The organism is Streptomyces sp. G45, assembly GCF_049542095.1.
Classification (GTDB): domain Bacteria; phylum Actinomycetota; class Actinomycetes; order Streptomycetales; family Streptomycetaceae; genus Streptomyces.
Genome location: NZ_JBMUZU010000001.1, coordinates 3,546,999 through 3,562,816 on the forward strand (window position 1 = coordinate 3,546,999; position 15,818 = coordinate 3,562,816).

Here is a 15,818-nt window from a genome sequence, read left to right on the forward strand (position 1 = left end):
GGGGGTGCCGCGGGGTGCCGGTGGCCGACCGCGGCGCCGTTGTGGCTGGCCGCACGGCCCCCGCGCCCCTTCGGCGTGCTTCGCCGCGCCCTTTCGGCGTGCTTCCCCACGCCCCTTCCGCGTGCTTCCCCGCGCCCCTTCGGGCACTTCCCCCGCCGCGCGGCCACCAGGGAATTCCAGCCAGCGGTCACACGTTGTACAGGAGCCGACCACCCCTCCAGGAGGACCGCGATGATCTTCGGCCGCACGCCCGTGCTCCCGACTCCCGAGGAGGCCCTCAAGGGCCGCGAGACCCCCGAGTTCGAGGTCCCCTCCCGCCACACGGTCCTCGGCAACCCGCTGGCGGGCCCCTACCCGGAGGGCCTGGAGGTCGCCGACTTCGCGCTCGGCTGCTTCTGGGGCGCCGAGCGCAAGTTCTGGCAGACGGACGGCGTCTGGACGACCCTCGTCGGCTACCAGGGCGGGTACACGGCGAATCCGTCCTACGAAGAGGTCTGCTCCGGCCTGACCGGCCACGCCGAGGTCGTCCGCGTCGTCTTCGACCCCGCCAAGGTCACGTACGCGCAGCTCCTGAAGGTCTTCTGGGAGTCGCACAACCCCACCCAGGGCTTCCGCCAGGGCAACGACGTGGGCACGCAGTACCGCTCCGCGGTCTACACCCACTCCCCCGTCCAGGAGGAGACCGCCGCCGCCTCCCGCGAGGCCTACCAGCAGGTCCTCACGGCCGCGGGCCTCGGCACGATCACCACGGAGCTGCTCCCCGCCGAGGGCCGCCCCTTCTGGCCCGCCGAGCCCTACCACCAGCAGTACCTGGACAAGAACCCGGACGGTTACTGCGGCATCGGCGGCACGGGCGTGGAGCTGAGCAGCCCCTCGGAAACCAACTGGGGCCGAGCCTGCCCCACCGGCATCGCCCCGGCGGGCGACGCCGTCTGAGCCCGCCACTGGAGCCCCGTACGACCGCCTACCGCGTGCTCGGCCCCGGCTGGGGCATCGCCATCGACCTCACGGCGACCTCGGCCCCGCTGCCCGCGGCCCAGGCGGGCGGCGGGCCGAGCCGCGTCAGCGGGCGCGTGTCGCTCGACGTCGCGCCCGTCCTGCGGCATCCGCCGACCGACCGCACGGGCCTCAGGCTCACCCCGGACGAGGCCGACTGGCTGCGGCACGGGCTCACCCTGACGGCCGCGCGCATCGAGGCGGCGCTGCCGCCCGGGGAGCGCACGCTGGTGACGGTGCACCGCGTGCTGTTCCCCGGGACCGACTTCCAGGAGGAGGGCCTCGCCGGGGCGATCATGGCGTGGGCGGAGGCGGAGTTCGACCTTCCGACGCCCACCGCCACCACCGCCACCACCGCCGCCACCACGGCCGCCCCGGGCTCCCCGGAGGTGCCGCCGGACGTCTCGTTCGACCCCGTACGCAACCGGTTCGTCTACGCCTGGCAGGACCACGACGCGCGGCGGGAGCCTCGGGGCGGAGTGCCCCTGCGGCCCGTGCGCAGGGTGCGCCCCGCGCGGGACCTGCTCGGCCGCCCCACATGACCGGCCGCCGCCGTCCTCCCACCAGCCGGGACAACCCCACCAGCCAAGGAGAAGCAGGCCCCATGCCCCACGCGTACGCGCCCGACGGCACCGCTCTGCACTACGAGCTGTGCGGTGCCGGTGAGCCGCTGGTGCTGCTCAGTGGGCAGTCCAACGACCGGCGCTGGTGGGACCCCGTGGTGGAGGACTTCGCCGCCGGGTTCACCGTCGTGCGGATCGACTGGCGGGGTACCGGGGACAGCGACCGGCCGGACAGCGAGTCGTACAGCACAAGGGGGTTCGCCGACGACGTGGTGGCGGTGCTCGACGACGCGGGCATCGACCGCGCGCGGGTGTACGGCACGTCGATGGGCGGGCGGGTCGCGCAGTGGCTGGCCGCGGAGCACCCGGCGCGGGTGGAGCGGCTGGTGCTCGGGTGTACGTCCCCGGGGGCGCCGCACGGCGTGGAGCGCGGCCCCGAGGTGCGGCGCGCGCTGAGCCAGCGCGACCCGGCGGCCGCCCGGCGCGCGCTGCTCGAGCTGATGTACACGCCCGCGTGGATCGCCGCCCAGGAGGCCGCCGGGCGGACGGAGTTCACCACGCTCGGCGACCCGACGATGCCGGGCCACGCGCGGCGGCGGCATCTGCGGGCCAGCGCGCGGCACGACGCGTGGGACGCCCTGCCCCGGATCAAGGCGCCGACGCTCGTGGTGCACGGGAGCGACGACGCCTTCAATCCCACGGCCAACGCCCCGCTGATCGCGGGGCGGATCCCCGGCGCCCGGACGCACCTGGTGCCGGGCGCCCGGCACGCGTACTTCGAGGAGTTCGCGTCCGTGGCCACGCCACTGGTGCTCGACTTCCTGGACGAGCGGCCCGCCTAGGCCGCGCCGGGCCGGGGCGGGTCACTCGTCGCCGGAGCCGTACGGCCTGGTGATGATCTCCAGCTTGTGCCCGTCGGGGTCGTTCCAGTAGACCCCGCGGCCGCCGTCGTTGGTGTTGATCTGCCGCGGCTGCCGGTGGTACGGGTCGGCCCAGTAGTCCAGGCCCCGCTCCTTGATGCGGCCGAAGATGTCGTCGAACTCGTCCTCGGAGACGAGGAAGGCGTAGTGCTGCGCCACAAAGGGCTGGCCGTCGCCGTCGTAGAAGTCGAGCGTGACGCCGTTGGGGATCGCCACCGGGATGAACGGGCCGTACTGCGGGCCGACTTCGAGGCCCAGGACGTCCGCCAGGAACCGTGCGGACGCCGCCTTGTCCGTGGCGTGGACGATGGTGTGGTTCAGCTCGATGGTCATCGTGCGGACCTCCTCGTACTTCCGGCCGTGTGGTCCGGCCCTGCGGCTGTCTGACCTTTCCGTGCCTGACAGGAACCACGTTACGGACGGGTATCCGGGCGGTCATCGGCCACCGGTTCGGGGCCCGCTGCGCCATGTGCCCTAGGCCCCTGGGCGCAGTCGGAATCCGGTCACCGCGTTCCGGCCCGCCCCCTGGGCGAGGCCGCTCAGATCGTCGCCGCGTCGATCACGAACCGGTAGCGCACATCGCTGGCGAGCACCCGCTCGTACGCCTCGTTGATCTGGTCGGCGCGGATCAGTTCGATCTCCGCGCCCAGGCCGTGCGCGGCGCAGAAGTCCAGCATCTCCTGGGTCTCGCGGATGCCGCCGATGGCGGAGCCCGCGAGGGTCTTGCGCTGGAGCATCAGTGAGAAGACGTTGAGGGAGACGGGCTCCTCGGGGGCGCCGACGTTCACCAGCGCGCCGTCCGTCTTCAGCAGGCCCAGGTACTTGTCGAAGGGCAGCGGCGCCGACACCGTGGAGACGATCAGGTCGAAAGTGCCCGCGAGCTGCTCGAACGTGGCGTCGTCGCTGGTCGCGTAGTAGTGCTCGGCGCCGAGGCGCAGGCCGTCGTCCTTCTTGCGCAGGGTCTGCGACAGGACGGTCACCTCCGCGCCCATGGCGTGTGCGATCTTCACGGCCATGTGGCCGAGGCCGCCGAGCCCGACGACGGCGACCTTCTTGCCGGGGCCCGCGTTCCAGTGGGCGAGCGGGGAGTACGTGGTGATGCCCGCGCACAGCAGCGGCGCGGCGGCGTCCAGGGACAGGCCGTCGGGGATGCGCAGGGTGAAGGCCTCGTCGACGACGATCTGCGCGGAGTAGCCGCCGTAGGTGGGCTCGCCGTTCTTGTCGAGGGCGTTGTACGTCTGGATGTTGCCCTGGGCGCAGTACTGCTCCAGGCCCGCCCGGCAGGCGTCGCACTCGCGGCAGGAGTCGACCATGCAGCCGACGCCGACGCGGTCGCCGACCGTGAACCTGGTGACGTCGGGGCCGACCTCGGCGACGACACCGGCGATCTCGTGGCCGGGCACCATCGGGAAGATGCCCTCGCCCCAGCCGTCGCGGGCCTGGTGGATGTCGGAGTGGCAGATACCGGCGTACTTGACGTCGATCAGGACGTCGTGCGCGCCGACGGGGCGCCGCGGAATGGTGGTGCGCTCCAGGGGCGCCGAGGCCGCGGGGGCGGCGTAGGCGGGGACGTGCCGGGTCCCGGCGGCGTCGGCGTCGATGGTGGTCGTGGTCTGTGCGGTCATGCCATCGAGGCTGGCAGCGGCGCGGAGCGTTACCCAGGCCTCCGCTGTGCCTACGCACCGTGTGCCTACCACCGCTGGTATCAGGCTCGGCGGCGTACGACCGCGTCCGGCCCGGAATACTGGAACACATGGACGACACCCCCGCTCCCGCCGAGGGCCTGGACCGCCGCGCCGAGCTGAGCGAGTTCCTGCGCACCCGCAGGGCCCGGCTCAAGCCGGGAGACGTGGGGCTGCCCAGCTACGGCAGGCACCGGCGGGTCCCGGGCCTGCGCCGCGAGGAGCTGGCGCAGCTCGCGGGCGTCTCGGTGGCGTACTACACGCGCCTGGAGCAGGGCAACGGCCGCAACGTGTCGACGGAGGTCCTGGACGCCATCGCGCGGGCGCTGCGCCTGACCGCCGCGGAGCACGCGCACCTCACGCACCTCGCGCGGCCCACGGCCCACAAGAAGAAGCGGGTCCCGCCCACGCAGTCGCTGCGGCCCGCGGTGCGGCAGCTCCTCGACGCGATGGACGCGGTCCCGGCGTACGTCGTCGGGCGGCGCACGGACATCGTCGGCTGGAACCGCATGGCCGCCGCGGTCTTCGGCGACTGGGCGGCGCTGCCGCGCGAGCGGCGGAACTGGGCGCGGCTCGTCTTCCTGGACCAGGCCGTGCGCGAGCTGTTCGCGGACACCTGGGACCAGAAGGCGTCGGACATCGTGAGCTTCCTGCGGATGGACGCGGGCTGCTATCCGAACGACCCCCTCCTGTCGGCCCTGGTCGGGGAGCTGTCCGTGAAGAGCGAGACGTTCCGCCGCCTGTGGGCCACCCACGACGTGCGGGAGAAGACCCACGGCACCAAGCAGCTGCGCCACCCCCTGGTGGGCGAGCTGACCCTGGCGTTCGAGAACCTCCGCTTCACCGACGGCACGGAGCAGTCCCTGGTCACCTACCACGCCGAGCCGGGCTCGCCGTCGGCGGAGGCGCTGCGGCTGCTGGCGAGTTGGACCGCCGAGGAGGCGGAGCGGCCGGGTCCGACGACTTCCCTGGGCCTGTCCTAGGCCTGCTCTACGCCCCCGGCCGGGGGCGCGTGGCGCCCCAGTCCCACAGCGCCTGGAGCACCGGGCCCAGCTCCCGGCCGTGCGGGGTGAGCCGGTAGGTGACGGCGGGGGGCCAGCCGGGGGTGCGGGTGCGCTGGACGACCCCGGCCGCGGCGAGCTGGGCCAGCCGGTCGGTGAGGACCTTGTCGGACAACTGGGGGAGCCGGGCGGCCAGTTCGCTGTACGTGCGGGTGGCGCCGTCCAGCAGTTCGCGCACCACGAGGGTGGTCCAGCGGCCGCGCAGCGCCGCCAGGGCGATCTCGACCGGGCAGTCGGGGTCCGGCGCGGGAACGCGGGCGCGGGGGTCGTCGGGCAGACCGGGGGCCGACGGGGTCCGCCTTACCGTTCGGTGAGCCACGGGGGCGCCTCCTACTGTGCCGGGCATGAGCACCTTCATCCTGCCCCAGCGCCCCGAGGACGTCCCCGCGGCGTTCGCCGAGCGGTTCAACAGCGGCGATCCGGACGCGGTCCGCGAACTGTACGAGCCGGACGCCGCCTTCGTCCCCGAGTCCGGCGCCCCCGTCCACGGCGCCGCCGCGATCGCCGCCCAGAACGCCCCGTTCCTCGCCCTCGGCCTGCCGATCTCCGTCACGCCCCGGCACGTCCACGTCGCCGGGGACACGGCCCTGCTGATCGTCGACTGGGAGATCGCCGGAAAGGTACGCGCCACAGCCACGGACGTGGCCCGCCGCGGCCCCGACGGCCACTGGCGCTACGTGATCGACAGCCCGTTCGGCGGCGGCCGCGGACCGCGGTAGGGCCCGCCGGAACGGGCCTCGAACCGGCTTCCGAACCGGCTTCCGGACCGGCTTCCGGACCGGCCCGCCGGAACGGGCCCACGGGACGCGGGCCCTCCGGACACGGGCCCTCCGGACACGACGAAGCGGCCCCCGGGGCCGGTGGCCGCCGGGAGCCGCTCCTCACTCAGGCAGGTGTCACTTGCCGTAGTACGCGTTGTAGATCGACAGCGTCGACTTGTTGCCCTTCTTGTCCGTGATCTTGGCGTGGAACGAGATGCCCTTGCCCTGCTCGGGGTTCTTGACCTTGATCTTGCCGTTGACCACCTTCACCTGGTCCCAGGTCTGCCCGTAGTCGTAGCTGACGTAGACGTACAGGGACTTGAGGTTGGCACCGGCGGCGGCGCCCTGGACGGTCACCGGGATGGACTGCTCGGCGCCCGCGGGGGCGCGGCTGGTGAGGTCGACGGCGGCGTTGAAGCGCACGCCGGAGGCCGCGAGGCGGGTCTCGGCGGCGGTCTTCTTGGAGCGGAACGTGTAGCTCGCGTCGATCCGCGTGGAGGCCGCCGCGACCGCGACCGTGCGCTTCACGGACGTGGTCAGCTTGTACTCGGCCTCGCCCGCCGGGACCTTGAAGGGCTTGCCGGTGAGCGGGTCGTCGTTCTCGGCGATCTGGGTGCCGTTGCGCGACAGGGTGGTCTTCACCGAGGTGTAGGCGGAGCCGCCCGGGTGGGTCTTGCCGTCGGCGAACAGCGGCACGCGCCCGACGATGTTGTCGCCCTTGCGGAAGACGCCGTAGTCGCCGCCGACGCGCGGGCCGAAGACGGCCGTGTTGAAGACCTTCTCGTACGTCTTGCCCGCGGTGAGGGCCTGCGGCGCGCCCAGCGAGTACGACGCGTCGACGATCGGCCAGCCGTCGGGGTCGGTCCCGCCGTGCTGCTCGAACTCCAGGCCCCACTTGACCTTGTCGCCCGTGGAGACGTACAGGGTGCGGGTGCTCGGTGCCTTCTGGGGCACGCGGATGCCGGAGCCGGAGAAGGAGTCGGGCAGCCAGCCGAACGCGGCGACCGCGGCCTTCTTGCCGCTGGAGGACGCGCCGAGGCCCGCCTTCACGGTGGCGAAGTCAGTGGCCTTGTAGTGCTTGGTGAAGCCGGTGCCGAGCTTCTTCACCTTGCCGCCGGGCACGACGTCGTACTGCGCCTTGTCGCCCTTGGTCCAGTGCGCGTCCCACTGCTGCTGGAGCGAGCCGTCGGTCACCTCCGGGCCGAGGTGCGCGGTGCGGAAGCCCGCGTACGTGTCGAGGAGCCAGCCGACGCTGAAGCTGCCCTCGGCGGTGCTGATCTGGTAGCCGGGCGACGCGAATTCCTGCTTGGCGTCGGCGGCGGGCACGGTGATGTCGACGGGCTTGGCCTTGCGGGCGTCGACCGTGACCGTGGTGTTCTTGCTGACGGTCAGCTTGGGCTGGGCGAGCCAGTCGAGGCCGCCCGCCGGGTCCTGCGGGTTCTCGAAGACCGTGGAGTCCAGGACGTAGCGGCCCTTGGGCACGCGGATCTTGACGGTGCCGGACTCGTCGTAGGCGTCGAAGGTGCGGTCGGCGCCGAGGCCGGAGATGCCGAAGGCGGTGGTGTTGTACGTCTTCGACGGCTGGCCGTCGCGGCCGATGTGCTTGACCGTCAGGTCGTACGACTCCACCTCGCGGTCCACCCCGGCCGCCGTGCGCACGCTCTGGCCGCCGCCGGTCGCCGTGACGTACGCCGAGTAGGCGCCGTCGACGGTGCCGCCGAGCTTGGTGTTCGCGGTCAGGTCGACGGACGCGGTGCCACCCGCGGGGACCTTGACCGTCTTCGCGCCGAGCTTGAAGAACCCGGTGGGCGCCGCATTGCCCTTGGGGTCGGTCGCGGTCGCCTTCAGGTCGAGGGTGACGTCGCTGGTGCCGAGGTTCCTGTACGTGAGCTTCTTGGTGACCGGCGTGTCATCGTTGTGCGGCCAGGCCTGCGTGCCGAAGCTCACCGAGACCGGGTCGGCGATGACAGTCTGCTTGATGGCCTTGTCGACGGCGATGCGGCCCGAGCCCTGCTGGAACACGGAGTACTTGCCGCCCTTGGTGGAGGCGGTCAGGGCGCCCTTCAGCTCGGCGGACTTCCACCCCGGGTGCTGCTGCTTGAGCAGCGCCGCGGCACCGGCGGCGTGCGGGGCCGCCATCGAGGTGCCGGAGATCGTCAGATAGCCCTCGGGGTTCTGGCCGACCTCCTTCTCGATCGCGCTGCCCGGCGCGGCGGCCGCGGTGATGTCCACGCCCGGCGCGGTCACGTCCGGCTTGATGGCGCCGTCGCCGACGCGCGGGCCCTGGCTGGAGAACTCGGCCAGCTTGTCGTTGTCGTCCACCGCGCCCACGGTCAGGGCGGCGTCCGCGCTGCCGGGCGAGCCGACGCTGCCGGGCTCGCCCTCGTTGCCCGCGGAGATGGAGAACAGCACGCCCTTGTCGGCGGAGACCTTGTTGACGGCGGCCTCCAGCGGGTCCACGCCCGGGGTGTCGCCGCCGCCGAGGCTGAGGTTCACCACGTCGGCGCCCTCGGCCGCGGCCCACTCGATGCCCGCGATGATGCCGGAGTCGTCGCCGGAGCCCTCGTCGCCGAGGACCTTGCCGTTGAGGACCTTCGCGCCCGGCGCGACGCCCTTGAACTTGCCGCCGGACTTCGCGCCCGTACCGGCCGCGGTCGAGGCCACGTGCGTGCCGTGCCCGATGCGGTCCTTGGTGTCCGGCGACGGCGTGAAGTTCTTCTCCGCCGTGACCTGGTCCTTCAGATCCGGGTGGGTGGCGTCCACACCGGTGTCCAGGACGGCGATCTTGACGCCCTTGCCGTCGTACCCGGCGTCCCACGCCTTCGGGGCGCCGATCTGCTTGACGCTCTTGTCCAGGGTGGCCGTGCGGGTGCCGTCCAGCCAGACGCGGCTGATGCCGGACGCGGCGGTGCGCGCGGCGCCCCGCTGGTCGGTGAGGGCCTGCCACAGCTCGGTGGCGTCCCGCTTCGGGGTGGTGACGGCGTCGGCGTTCAGGGTCTTCAGGGTGCGGCGGACCTCGGTGCCGCCCGCGTCGCGCACCTCGGACCTGGCCCCGGCGGCCGCGCCCTTGTAGGCGACGATGACCTTCAGGCCCTGCTTCTGGGCGGTGCGGTTGGCCTTCGAGGTCAGCTCGGTGACGTCGAACAGGCGCTGGTCGAGCGTCCCGTTGGAGATCAGACGCTGGGCGTCGGCCGGGACGACGAGCGTGTGCCCGTCGGCGCGGCGCGTCTGCACCGGTATGTGTGCGCGGCCCTTCGCGGCGGCGAATCCGATGACGCGGCCCTTGGCGTCGACCGTGACCCGGTCCCCCGTGATGAGCGTGACGTGGTGGCGCTCCGGCGAGCCGCCGCCGTCGGCCAGGGGCCGCTGGACGGGGCCGGGCCCCGCCTGCGCCGGGCTGGTCATGCCCGCCGCGAGCGCCACGGCCGCCGCCGTGGCGATGACGGCCGCCCCCGCGCGGCGGGCGCCGACCGGTCTGGCCGCTTTCCGTATGTGTCCGGGCAAGTTTCCCCCTCTAGCTAGCTGGTAGCGCGGGATCACGCGCTTGGTAGAGGGGGACGATATCCGCTCAACTCTGTGACAGAAACGGATAGTTGAGCTTGTTGGCCATTTCACCATGGTTCCGCAACGTTACGGACATGGCGAAGGCCCGCACCCCGGGCGGGGTGCGGGCCTTCGAGCCCAGGTCAGCGGGCGTGCGCGGCCGATCCGGCGGGGATCAGAGCGCGGAGCCCGCCTTCCACTCGGCCCAGCTCATGTTCCAGCCGTTGAGGCCGTTGTCCGGGGCGATCGTCTTGTCGCCCGTGTTGCGCACGTCGACGACGTCGCCGGTGATCGAGTTCTCGAAGAACCAGGAGCCCGGCGTGGACTTGTCGTTCGCGCCCTTGGCGTCGCGCAGGCCGATGCAGCCGTGGCTGGTGTTCGCGTTCCCGAAGATCGAGGAGGCGCCCCAGTAGTTGCCGTGGATGAACGTGCCGGAGCTGGACAGGCGCATGGCGTGCGGGACGTCCTTGATGTCGTACTCGCCCTTGCCGTCGCTGTCCGTGAAGCCGACGGTCGCGCCGTTCATCCGGGTCTCCTTGAACTTCTCGGAGATCACCATCTTGCCGTTGTACGTCTTGTTCTCGGGCGACCCGGCGGAGATCGGGATGGTCTTGACGACCTTCCCCTCACGCATGATCTTCATCTGCTTGGTCTTGGCGTCCACCACGGAGACCTGGTTGCGCCCGATCTTGAACTGGACGGTCTTCTGCTGCACGCCGAACACACCGTCGGCGCCCTCGACGCCGTCCAGGGCCAGCTTCAGCGTGACCGTGGAGTTGGCCTTCCAGTAGTCCTGGGGGCGGAAGTCAAGGCGCTGGTTGCCGAACCAGTGGCCGACGATCTCCTGGCCGCTGGTGGACGTCACCTTGATGCCGGACTGCACGGCCTTCTTGTCGCTGATCGCCTTGTCGAAGTTGATCGACACCGGCATGCCCACGCCGACCGTGGAGCCGTCCTCGGGCGTGAAGCTGCCGATGAAGCTGTTGGCCCGCGAGACGGTCGTGAACGACGAGTTCTCGTGCGCCTTGCGGCCCTCGGTGTCCTTGGCGGTCACCGAGATCTTGTACGTCGTGGCCCGCTCCAGCTGCTTGGCGGGCTTCCAGGACTTCTTGTCCGCCGATATCCGGCCCTCGACCGCGGCGCCGCCCTCGGCCTTCATGAGGACGCTGGTGAGGGTGCCCTCACGGACCGTGACCCGGGCGTCGTTGTTGATGCTCGCGTTGTCGGAGCCGTTCTTCGGCGCGATCGCGATCCTGGCCGCGGACGTCTTCTTCGCCGCCGCCTCGTCGACCTGGCTCTGCGACTCCTTGCCGCCGGAGCCGCCCTCGCCGCCGTCGTCACTGCTGCAGGCCGAGAGCACCAGGACTCCACCGACCAGCGCGGACACGGCCACCAGGCCTCTGCGCCGCCTACTCTCCGTCATTGCACGAATCTCCATCGTTGCCGAAAACCACATCACCCAACGCCCGAGGACCCCCGTGACACGCTCCCTAACGCGTCCCCCGTCCGCCGCGTTCCATTTCCGCCCAAGATGTGGGGAACACCACGCCGTACGGTGCCGCCGGAGCGGCCGTGCCCACGGACACGGCGAAGCCCCGGGCGGCGGTCGCCGCCCGGGGCTCACGGTGCGTGTCCTCGGGTGGGCCCGAGGCCCCCGCGGCCGTGCCTAGGGCTCCTCGCCGTCCTCGTCGTCATCATGGCCGTCCGGGTCCCATTCCGGCGAATCGGGGTCGTAGTCGATCAGCTCGCTGCTCCACGACGCCTGGGTCACCTCGACCCCGGGCAGGTCCCTGACCAGGTCGACCGGGTCGACGACATAGGCGAGCGCCTCCGCGTCGTCCTCCTTGACGGCGGCCTCGGCGTGCGCGCGCTCGTCCACCGGCATGTGCGGGTCGTCCGCGACGCGCTTCAGGGCGGTGGCGGTCAGCTCACCGGAGCCGTCCACCTCCACCACCAGATCGACGCGGAGGCGTACGAACCGTGCTGTTTCGTCTGTGCTCATGCGAGGGAGAGTAAGGCCCGCTCACGGCTCCGCTTCCCCGCGACCCGCGCCTTTCATTAGCATCGCCTCATTGGCATCGCCCAAGCGGCCAATTCACCAGCTCCACAAGGGGGATCCACGTCCCGTGACCGCACGTCGCACGCTGCTGACCGCAGCCGCAGCCGGGGCCCTGCTCAGCGCCCTGTGCTTCGTCCCCTCGGCCAAGGCGGCCCCGGCACCGGAGCAGCGCCACGCGGCGCGCGCGGCGCAGCAGACGCCCCATGAGGGCACCCTCGCGGACACCGGCAGCGTGGACACGACGCCGTACGTCGCGGGCGGCGCGGCGTTCCTGGGCCTCGGGGCGGGCTTCGTGGCGTACTCGGTGCGGCGGGAGCGGGGCGAGGCGTAGCCGGGCGGGAGGCGGCGCCCGGCGGGGCGAGGCTCTTGGCGGGGCCCGGCCCGGCGTCGGCGCCGGGGCACCGCACGCCTCGCGCGTCCCGTAGCCCTCGTACGCCTCCCACTGCTCGCCTCGTACGTCTCCTACTCCTCGTACGCCTCGCCGTTCTCATACGCCTCGCCGTTCTCGTACGCCTCGTAACCCTCGTAGTCCTCGGCGAGGCGCAGGCCGAGGTCCGTCTCCCAGTCAAGCGCCCAGGCGCGCAGCGCGGCGATGTCCTCCTCGGCGAGCCCGTGGGCGGCGAACTCCTCGTCGCTCACCCACACGACGCCCTCCAGCCGGTCCCGCAGCCCCCGCAGGTCGAACTCCGCGCCGCCGCGCAGGCCCAGCCGTTCCAGCTCCGGCACGGAGAAGTACCGGTGGGCGGCGTACACGTCGATCACGTCGCGCGGCAGGCCGCGGTCGCCGAGGGCGCGGACGCTCACGGCCGCGAGGTCGTCGAGCGCGGCGCCCGGACCCGCCTCCCAGGCGGCGGGCCAGCGGGGCGGGCCCTGTGCGTGCTCAGCCACGCCAGCAGTATGCCGCGCGCGCCGCCTCCCGCTCCCCGCTCCTTACGTCGGACCTCTTGGGCCCGGCGGCGAACGACCGTACCGTGGACGACCGGTCGTGCCCCGACCGCCGCGCCCAGGAGGCTCCCATGCCAGAGAAGGGCTTCGTCCGTCGTGTCGGCGCCTTCCAGGCCACCGCCATCAACATGAGCCAGATGTGCGGCATCGGACCTTTCGTGACGATCCCGCTGATGGTCGCGGCGTTCGGCGGGCCGCAGGCCGTCACCGGGTTCGTCGCGGGCGCGCTGCTCGCACTGGCCGACGGGCTGGTGTGGGCGGAGCTGAGCGCCGCCATGCCGGGGTCCGGCGGCAGCTACGTCTATCTGCGCCAGGCGTTCCAGTACCGCACGGGACGCCTGATGCCGTTCCTGTTCGTGTGGACGGCGATGCTGTTCATCCCGGTGGGCATGTCCACCGGGATCGTCGGCTTCGTGCAGTACCTGGGCTATCTCGCGCCCGGCATGGACCGGACGACCGGGGACCTGATCGGGCTCGGCGTCATCGCGCTGGTCGTCGCGCTGCTGTGGCGCGGCATCGAGCACATCGCGCGGATCACCGCCGTGATGTGGGTCGTGATGATCCTGTCGGTGGGCTGTGTGATCGTCGCCTCGCTCACGCACTTCGACGCCGACCTGGCGTTCACCTACCCGTCCGACGCCTTCGCGCTGACCAGCGACGGCTTCTGGATCGGCTTCGCGGGCGGCCTGACCATCGGCATCTACGACTACCTGGGCTACAACACGGCCGCGTACCTGGGCGCCGAGATCAAGGACCCGGGCCGCACCCTGCCGCGTGCGATCGTCTTCTCGATCCTCGGCATCATGACGATCTACCTGCTGCTCCAGGTCGGCACGCTCGGCGTCGTCGACTGGCACCGCATGACGGACCCCGACGACGTGGCCTCGACGTCCGTGGCGTCGGCGGTCCTTGAGGAGACCTGGGGCAGGGGCGCGGCGGACGCCGTCACCGTCCTCATCCTGGTCACGGCGTTCGCGTCGGTCTTCGCGGGCCTGCTCGGCGGCTCCCGCGTGCCCTACGACGCGGCCCGCGACCGGGTGTTCTTCCGCCCGTACGCCCGGCTGCACCCCCGGCACCGCTTCCCGGTGCTCGGGCTCGCGACGATGGGCGCGGTGACGTCGGCGGGCTTCCTGCTGGGCCGCCACACCGACCTGGCGACGCTCATCCAGCTCCTGACGGCGGTGATGGTCCTGGTGCAGGCCCTCGCCCAGATCGTCGCCCTGAGCGTGCTGCGCCGCCGCCAGCCGGGGCTGCGCCGCCCGTACCGGATGTGGCTGTACCCGCTGCCGAGCCTCGTGGCGCTCGCGGGCTGGCTGGTCATCTACGGGTACGCCGACAAGAACGCGCCCGGCCGCCACCCCATCGAGTGGTCCCTGGCCTGGGTGGCGCTCGGGTGCGTGGCGTTCGCGGTGTGGGCGCGCCGGGAGAAGGTGTGGCCGTTCGGGCCGAAGGAGATCAGCGAGGACTTCCTGCGGCCCTCCGGGGCGGGCGACGGAACGGGCGGCGACCCGGCCCCGGAGGAGCCGGAGCCGGTGCCGTAAGTCCCCTAGGCCAGCGGGCCGGTGACCGTCTCCGCCGCCGCGACGAGCCGCCCCTCGCGTACGAAGGCCTCGGCCGCCGCCAGGTCCGGCGCCAGGTAGCGGTCGGGGCCGGGGCCCTGGACGCCCGCCGCGCGGACCGCGTCGATGACGGCGCGGCTGGCGGGGGCGGGGGTGAGGCCCGCGCGCAGCTCGATGGCGCGCGTGGCCGCGTACAGCTCCACGGCGATGATCCGCGTCAGGTTGTCCACGGCCGTACGCAGCTTGCGCGCCGCCGACCAGCCCATGGAGACGTGGTCCTCCTGCATGGCGGAGGACGGGATGGAGTCGGCGGACGCGGGCACGGCCAGGCGCTTCATCTCGCTGACCAGCGCGGCCTGCGTGTACTGGGCGATCATCAGGCCGGAGTCGACGCCCGCGTCGTCGGCGAGGAACGGCGGCAGGCCGTGGCTGCGGTTCTTGTCGAGGAGCCGGTCGGTGCGGCGCTCCGCGATCGAGCCGAGGTCGGCGGCGGCCACCGCGAGGAAGTCCAGGACGTACGCGACGGGCGCGCCGTGGAAGTTGCCGTTGGACTCCACGCGCCCGTCGGGCAGCACCACCGGGTTGTCGACGGCGGCGGCCAGCTCGCGCTCGGCGACCGTGCGGGCGTGCGCGAGGGTGTCGCGGCCCGCGCCCGCGACCTGCGGGGCGCAGCGCACCGAGTACGCGTCCTGGACGCGCGGGGCGTCGTCCTGGTGGTGCCCGGTCAGGCCCGAACCGGCGAGCACGGCCAGCATGTTGGCGGCGGCGGCCGCCTGGCCCGGGTGCGGGCGGATGGCGTGCAGCTCGGGGGCGAGGACCTTGTCGGTGCCGAGCAGGGCCTCCAGGGTGAGGGCGGCGGTGATGTCGGCGGACTTGTAGAGGACGTCGAGGTCGGCGAGGGCCATCACCAGCATGCCGAGCATGCCGTCGGTGCCGTTGAGGAGGGCCAGGCCCTCCTTCTCGCGCAGCTCCACGGGCGTGATGCCGTGCTCGGCGAGCAGCTCGGCGGCGGGCCGCACGACCCCGTCCGGGCCTTCCGCCTCGCCCTCCCCCATCAGCGTCAGGGCGCAGTGGCTGAGCGGGGCGAGGTCGCCGGAGCAGCCGAGGGAGCCGTACTCGTGGACGACGGGGGTGATGCCCGCGTTCAGGACGTCGGCCATGGCCTGGGCGACCTCGGGGCGTACGCCCGTGTGGCCCGAGCACACCGTCTTCAGGCGCAGGAACATCAGCGCGCGCACGACCTCGCGCTCCACGCGCGGGCCCATGCCCGCGGCGTGCGACCGCACGATGTTGCGCTGCAACTGGGCGCGCAGGTCCTGGCCGATGTGGCGCGTGGCGAGGGCGCCGAAGCCCGTGGACACGCCGTACACCGGGTCGGGTTTGGCCGCCAGGGCGTCCACGATCTCGCGTGCCGCGGCCAGGGCGGCGACGGCGTCATCGCCCAGCTCCACCCTCGCGCCGCGGCGCGCTACGGACACGACGTCCCGCGCGGTCGTACCGGACGTCCCCACCACCACCGTGTGCATATCCATATTCAGGAGCGTACGCACTGAAACTCCCGCTGTCACTGTCCTCGCGGGGGCGCCCCAGACCCGCCCCTTCACCGAAACCAGGGGCGGCTGCCCCTGGCACCCCGCTTGATCGCCGCTCCGCGGCTCGTCCTCAAACGCCGGACGGGCTGAGATCTGCTGACGCGACGCCGTCGGCTCGCGGCGGTCCGCCGCGAAAA

General features: G+C 72.5%; 15 protein-coding genes. 7 read left to right on the top strand and 8 right to left on the bottom strand.

The features are described 5' to 3' along the window. Positions 1-231 precede the first annotated feature (231 nt). The 3 genes from msrA (at position 232) to ACOBQU_RS14295 (ending at position 2,401) form a co-directional block, all read left to right on the top strand. On the top strand, positions 232-936 hold the full coding sequence (msrA, locus tag ACOBQU_RS14285; protein WP_423627168.1) for a peptide-methionine (S)-S-oxide reductase MsrA: 705 nt from the start codon (positions 232-234) through the stop codon (positions 934-936). A 35-nt stretch (positions 937-971) separates the two neighbouring features. After that, entirely contained in the window at positions 972-1,538 is a 567-nt protein-coding gene (locus ACOBQU_RS14290; protein WP_423627170.1) for a hypothetical protein, read from the top strand. A gap of 62 nt (positions 1,539-1,600) precedes the next feature. Then, entirely contained in the window at positions 1,601-2,401 is an 801-nt protein-coding gene (locus tag ACOBQU_RS14295; protein WP_423627171.1) for an alpha/beta fold hydrolase, read from the top strand. Positions 2,402-2,422: 21 nt separating this feature from the next. On the opposite strand, the gene ACOBQU_RS14300 is transcribed toward ACOBQU_RS14295, so the two are convergent. Further along, positions 2,423-2,812 (bottom strand): VOC family protein, encoded by a 390-nt coding sequence (locus ACOBQU_RS14300; RefSeq protein ID WP_423627172.1) that lies wholly within the window; start codon positions 2,810-2,812, stop codon positions 2,423-2,425. A gap of 206 nt (positions 2,813-3,018) precedes the next feature. Next, positions 3,019-4,104, bottom strand: a complete 1,086-nt coding sequence (locus ACOBQU_RS14305) for an NAD(P)-dependent alcohol dehydrogenase (RefSeq protein WP_423627173.1) — start codon at positions 4,102-4,104, stop codon at positions 3,019-3,021. A gap of 128 nt (positions 4,105-4,232) precedes the next feature. Here ACOBQU_RS14305 and ACOBQU_RS14310 point away from each other — a divergent pair, with 128 nt between their 5' ends. Next, positions 4,233-5,144 (top strand): helix-turn-helix domain-containing protein, encoded by a 912-nt coding sequence (locus ACOBQU_RS14310; RefSeq protein WP_423627175.1) that lies wholly within the window; start codon positions 4,233-4,235, stop codon positions 5,142-5,144. Between the two features lie 7 nt (positions 5,145-5,151). Here the strand turns inward: ACOBQU_RS14310 and ACOBQU_RS14315 are convergent, their stop codons facing one another. Next, entirely contained in the window at positions 5,152-5,541 is a 390-nt protein-coding gene (locus tag ACOBQU_RS14315; RefSeq protein ID WP_423627177.1) for a winged helix-turn-helix transcriptional regulator, read from the bottom strand. A 25-nt stretch (positions 5,542-5,566) separates the two neighbouring features. Between ACOBQU_RS14315 and ACOBQU_RS14320 the strand changes: the two genes are divergently transcribed. Then, positions 5,567-5,941, top strand: coding sequence for a YybH family protein (locus tag ACOBQU_RS14320; protein ID WP_423627179.1), 375 nt, complete (start codon positions 5,567-5,569; stop codon positions 5,939-5,941). 177 nt (positions 5,942-6,118) lie between these two features. Here the strand turns inward: ACOBQU_RS14320 and ACOBQU_RS14325 are convergent, their stop codons facing one another. From ACOBQU_RS14325 to ACOBQU_RS14335, 3 genes are all read right to left on the bottom strand, one after another. Then, positions 6,119-9,388: a S8 family peptidase gene (locus ACOBQU_RS14325; RefSeq protein ID WP_423634470.1), complete on the bottom strand. Its 3,270-nt coding sequence runs from the start codon at positions 9,386-9,388 to the stop codon at positions 6,119-6,121. A gap of 313 nt (positions 9,389-9,701) precedes the next feature. Next, positions 9,702-10,949, bottom strand: a complete 1,248-nt coding sequence (locus ACOBQU_RS14330; RefSeq protein ID WP_423627181.1) for a L,D-transpeptidase — start codon at positions 10,947-10,949, stop codon at positions 9,702-9,704. A gap of 243 nt (positions 10,950-11,192) precedes the next feature. Beyond that, the gene (locus tag ACOBQU_RS14335; RefSeq protein ID WP_423627183.1) at positions 11,193-11,528 is read right to left on the bottom strand and encodes a hypothetical protein; all 336 of its coding nucleotides are present in this window, start codon (positions 11,526-11,528) and stop codon (positions 11,193-11,195) included. A 124-nt stretch (positions 11,529-11,652) separates the two neighbouring features. On the opposite strand from ACOBQU_RS14335, the gene ACOBQU_RS14340 reads away from it, so the two are divergent. Then, positions 11,653-11,916: an LAETG motif-containing sortase-dependent surface protein gene (locus ACOBQU_RS14340; protein ID WP_423627185.1), complete on the top strand. Its 264-nt coding sequence runs from the start codon at positions 11,653-11,655 to the stop codon at positions 11,914-11,916. A 131-nt stretch (positions 11,917-12,047) separates the two neighbouring features. Here ACOBQU_RS14340 and ACOBQU_RS14345 read toward each other — a convergent pair whose 3' ends face one another. After that, a complete protein-coding gene (locus ACOBQU_RS14345; RefSeq protein WP_423627187.1) occupies positions 12,048-12,473 on the bottom strand; it encodes a hypothetical protein in 426 nt (141 codons plus the stop codon). Between the two features lie 128 nt (positions 12,474-12,601). Here ACOBQU_RS14345 and ACOBQU_RS14350 point away from each other — a divergent pair, with 128 nt between their 5' ends. After that, entirely contained in the window at positions 12,602-14,071 is a 1,470-nt protein-coding gene (locus tag ACOBQU_RS14350; RefSeq protein ID WP_423627189.1) for an APC family permease, read from the top strand. Between the two features lie 5 nt (positions 14,072-14,076). Here ACOBQU_RS14350 and hutH read toward each other — a convergent pair whose 3' ends face one another. Continuing rightward, the gene (gene hutH, locus ACOBQU_RS14355; protein WP_423634472.1) at positions 14,077-15,615 is read right to left on the bottom strand and encodes a histidine ammonia-lyase; all 1,539 of its coding nucleotides are present in this window, start codon (positions 15,613-15,615) and stop codon (positions 14,077-14,079) included. Positions 15,616-15,818 lie beyond the last annotated feature (203 nt).

Bases quoted from the DNA above. Each gene is read 5' to 3' on its own strand.
- ACOBQU_RS14330 (WP_423627181.1), bottom strand. From the start codon at position 10,949: ATGACGGAGAGTAGGCGGCGCAGAGGCCTGGTGGCCGTGTCCGCGCTG.
- ACOBQU_RS14325 (WP_423634470.1), bottom strand. From the start codon at position 9,388: ATGACCAGCCCGGCGCAGGCGGGGCCCGGCCCCGTCCAGCGGCCCCTG.
- ACOBQU_RS14295 (WP_423627171.1), top strand. From the start codon at position 1,601: ATGCCCCACGCGTACGCGCCCGACGGCACCGCTCTGCACTACGAGCTG.
- ACOBQU_RS14305 (WP_423627173.1), bottom strand. From the start codon at position 4,104: ATGACCGCACAGACCACGACCACCATCGACGCCGACGCCGCCGGGACC.
- ACOBQU_RS14320 (WP_423627179.1), top strand. From the start codon at position 5,567: ATGAGCACCTTCATCCTGCCCCAGCGCCCCGAGGACGTCCCCGCGGCG.
- ACOBQU_RS14310 (WP_423627175.1), top strand. From the start codon at position 4,233: ATGGACGACACCCCCGCTCCCGCCGAGGGCCTGGACCGCCGCGCCGAG.
- msrA (WP_423627168.1), top strand. From the start codon at position 232: ATGATCTTCGGCCGCACGCCCGTGCTCCCGACTCCCGAGGAGGCCCTC.
- ACOBQU_RS14335 (WP_423627183.1), bottom strand. From the start codon at position 11,528: ATGAGCACAGACGAAACAGCACGGTTCGTACGCCTCCGCGTCGATCTG.
- ACOBQU_RS14350 (WP_423627189.1), top strand. From the start codon at position 12,602: ATGCCAGAGAAGGGCTTCGTCCGTCGTGTCGGCGCCTTCCAGGCCACC.
- hutH (WP_423634472.1), bottom strand. From the start codon at position 15,615: ATGCACACGGTGGTGGTGGGGACGTCCGGTACGACCGCGCGGGACGTC.
- ACOBQU_RS14300 (WP_423627172.1), bottom strand. From the start codon at position 2,812: ATGACCATCGAGCTGAACCACACCATCGTCCACGCCACGGACAAGGCG.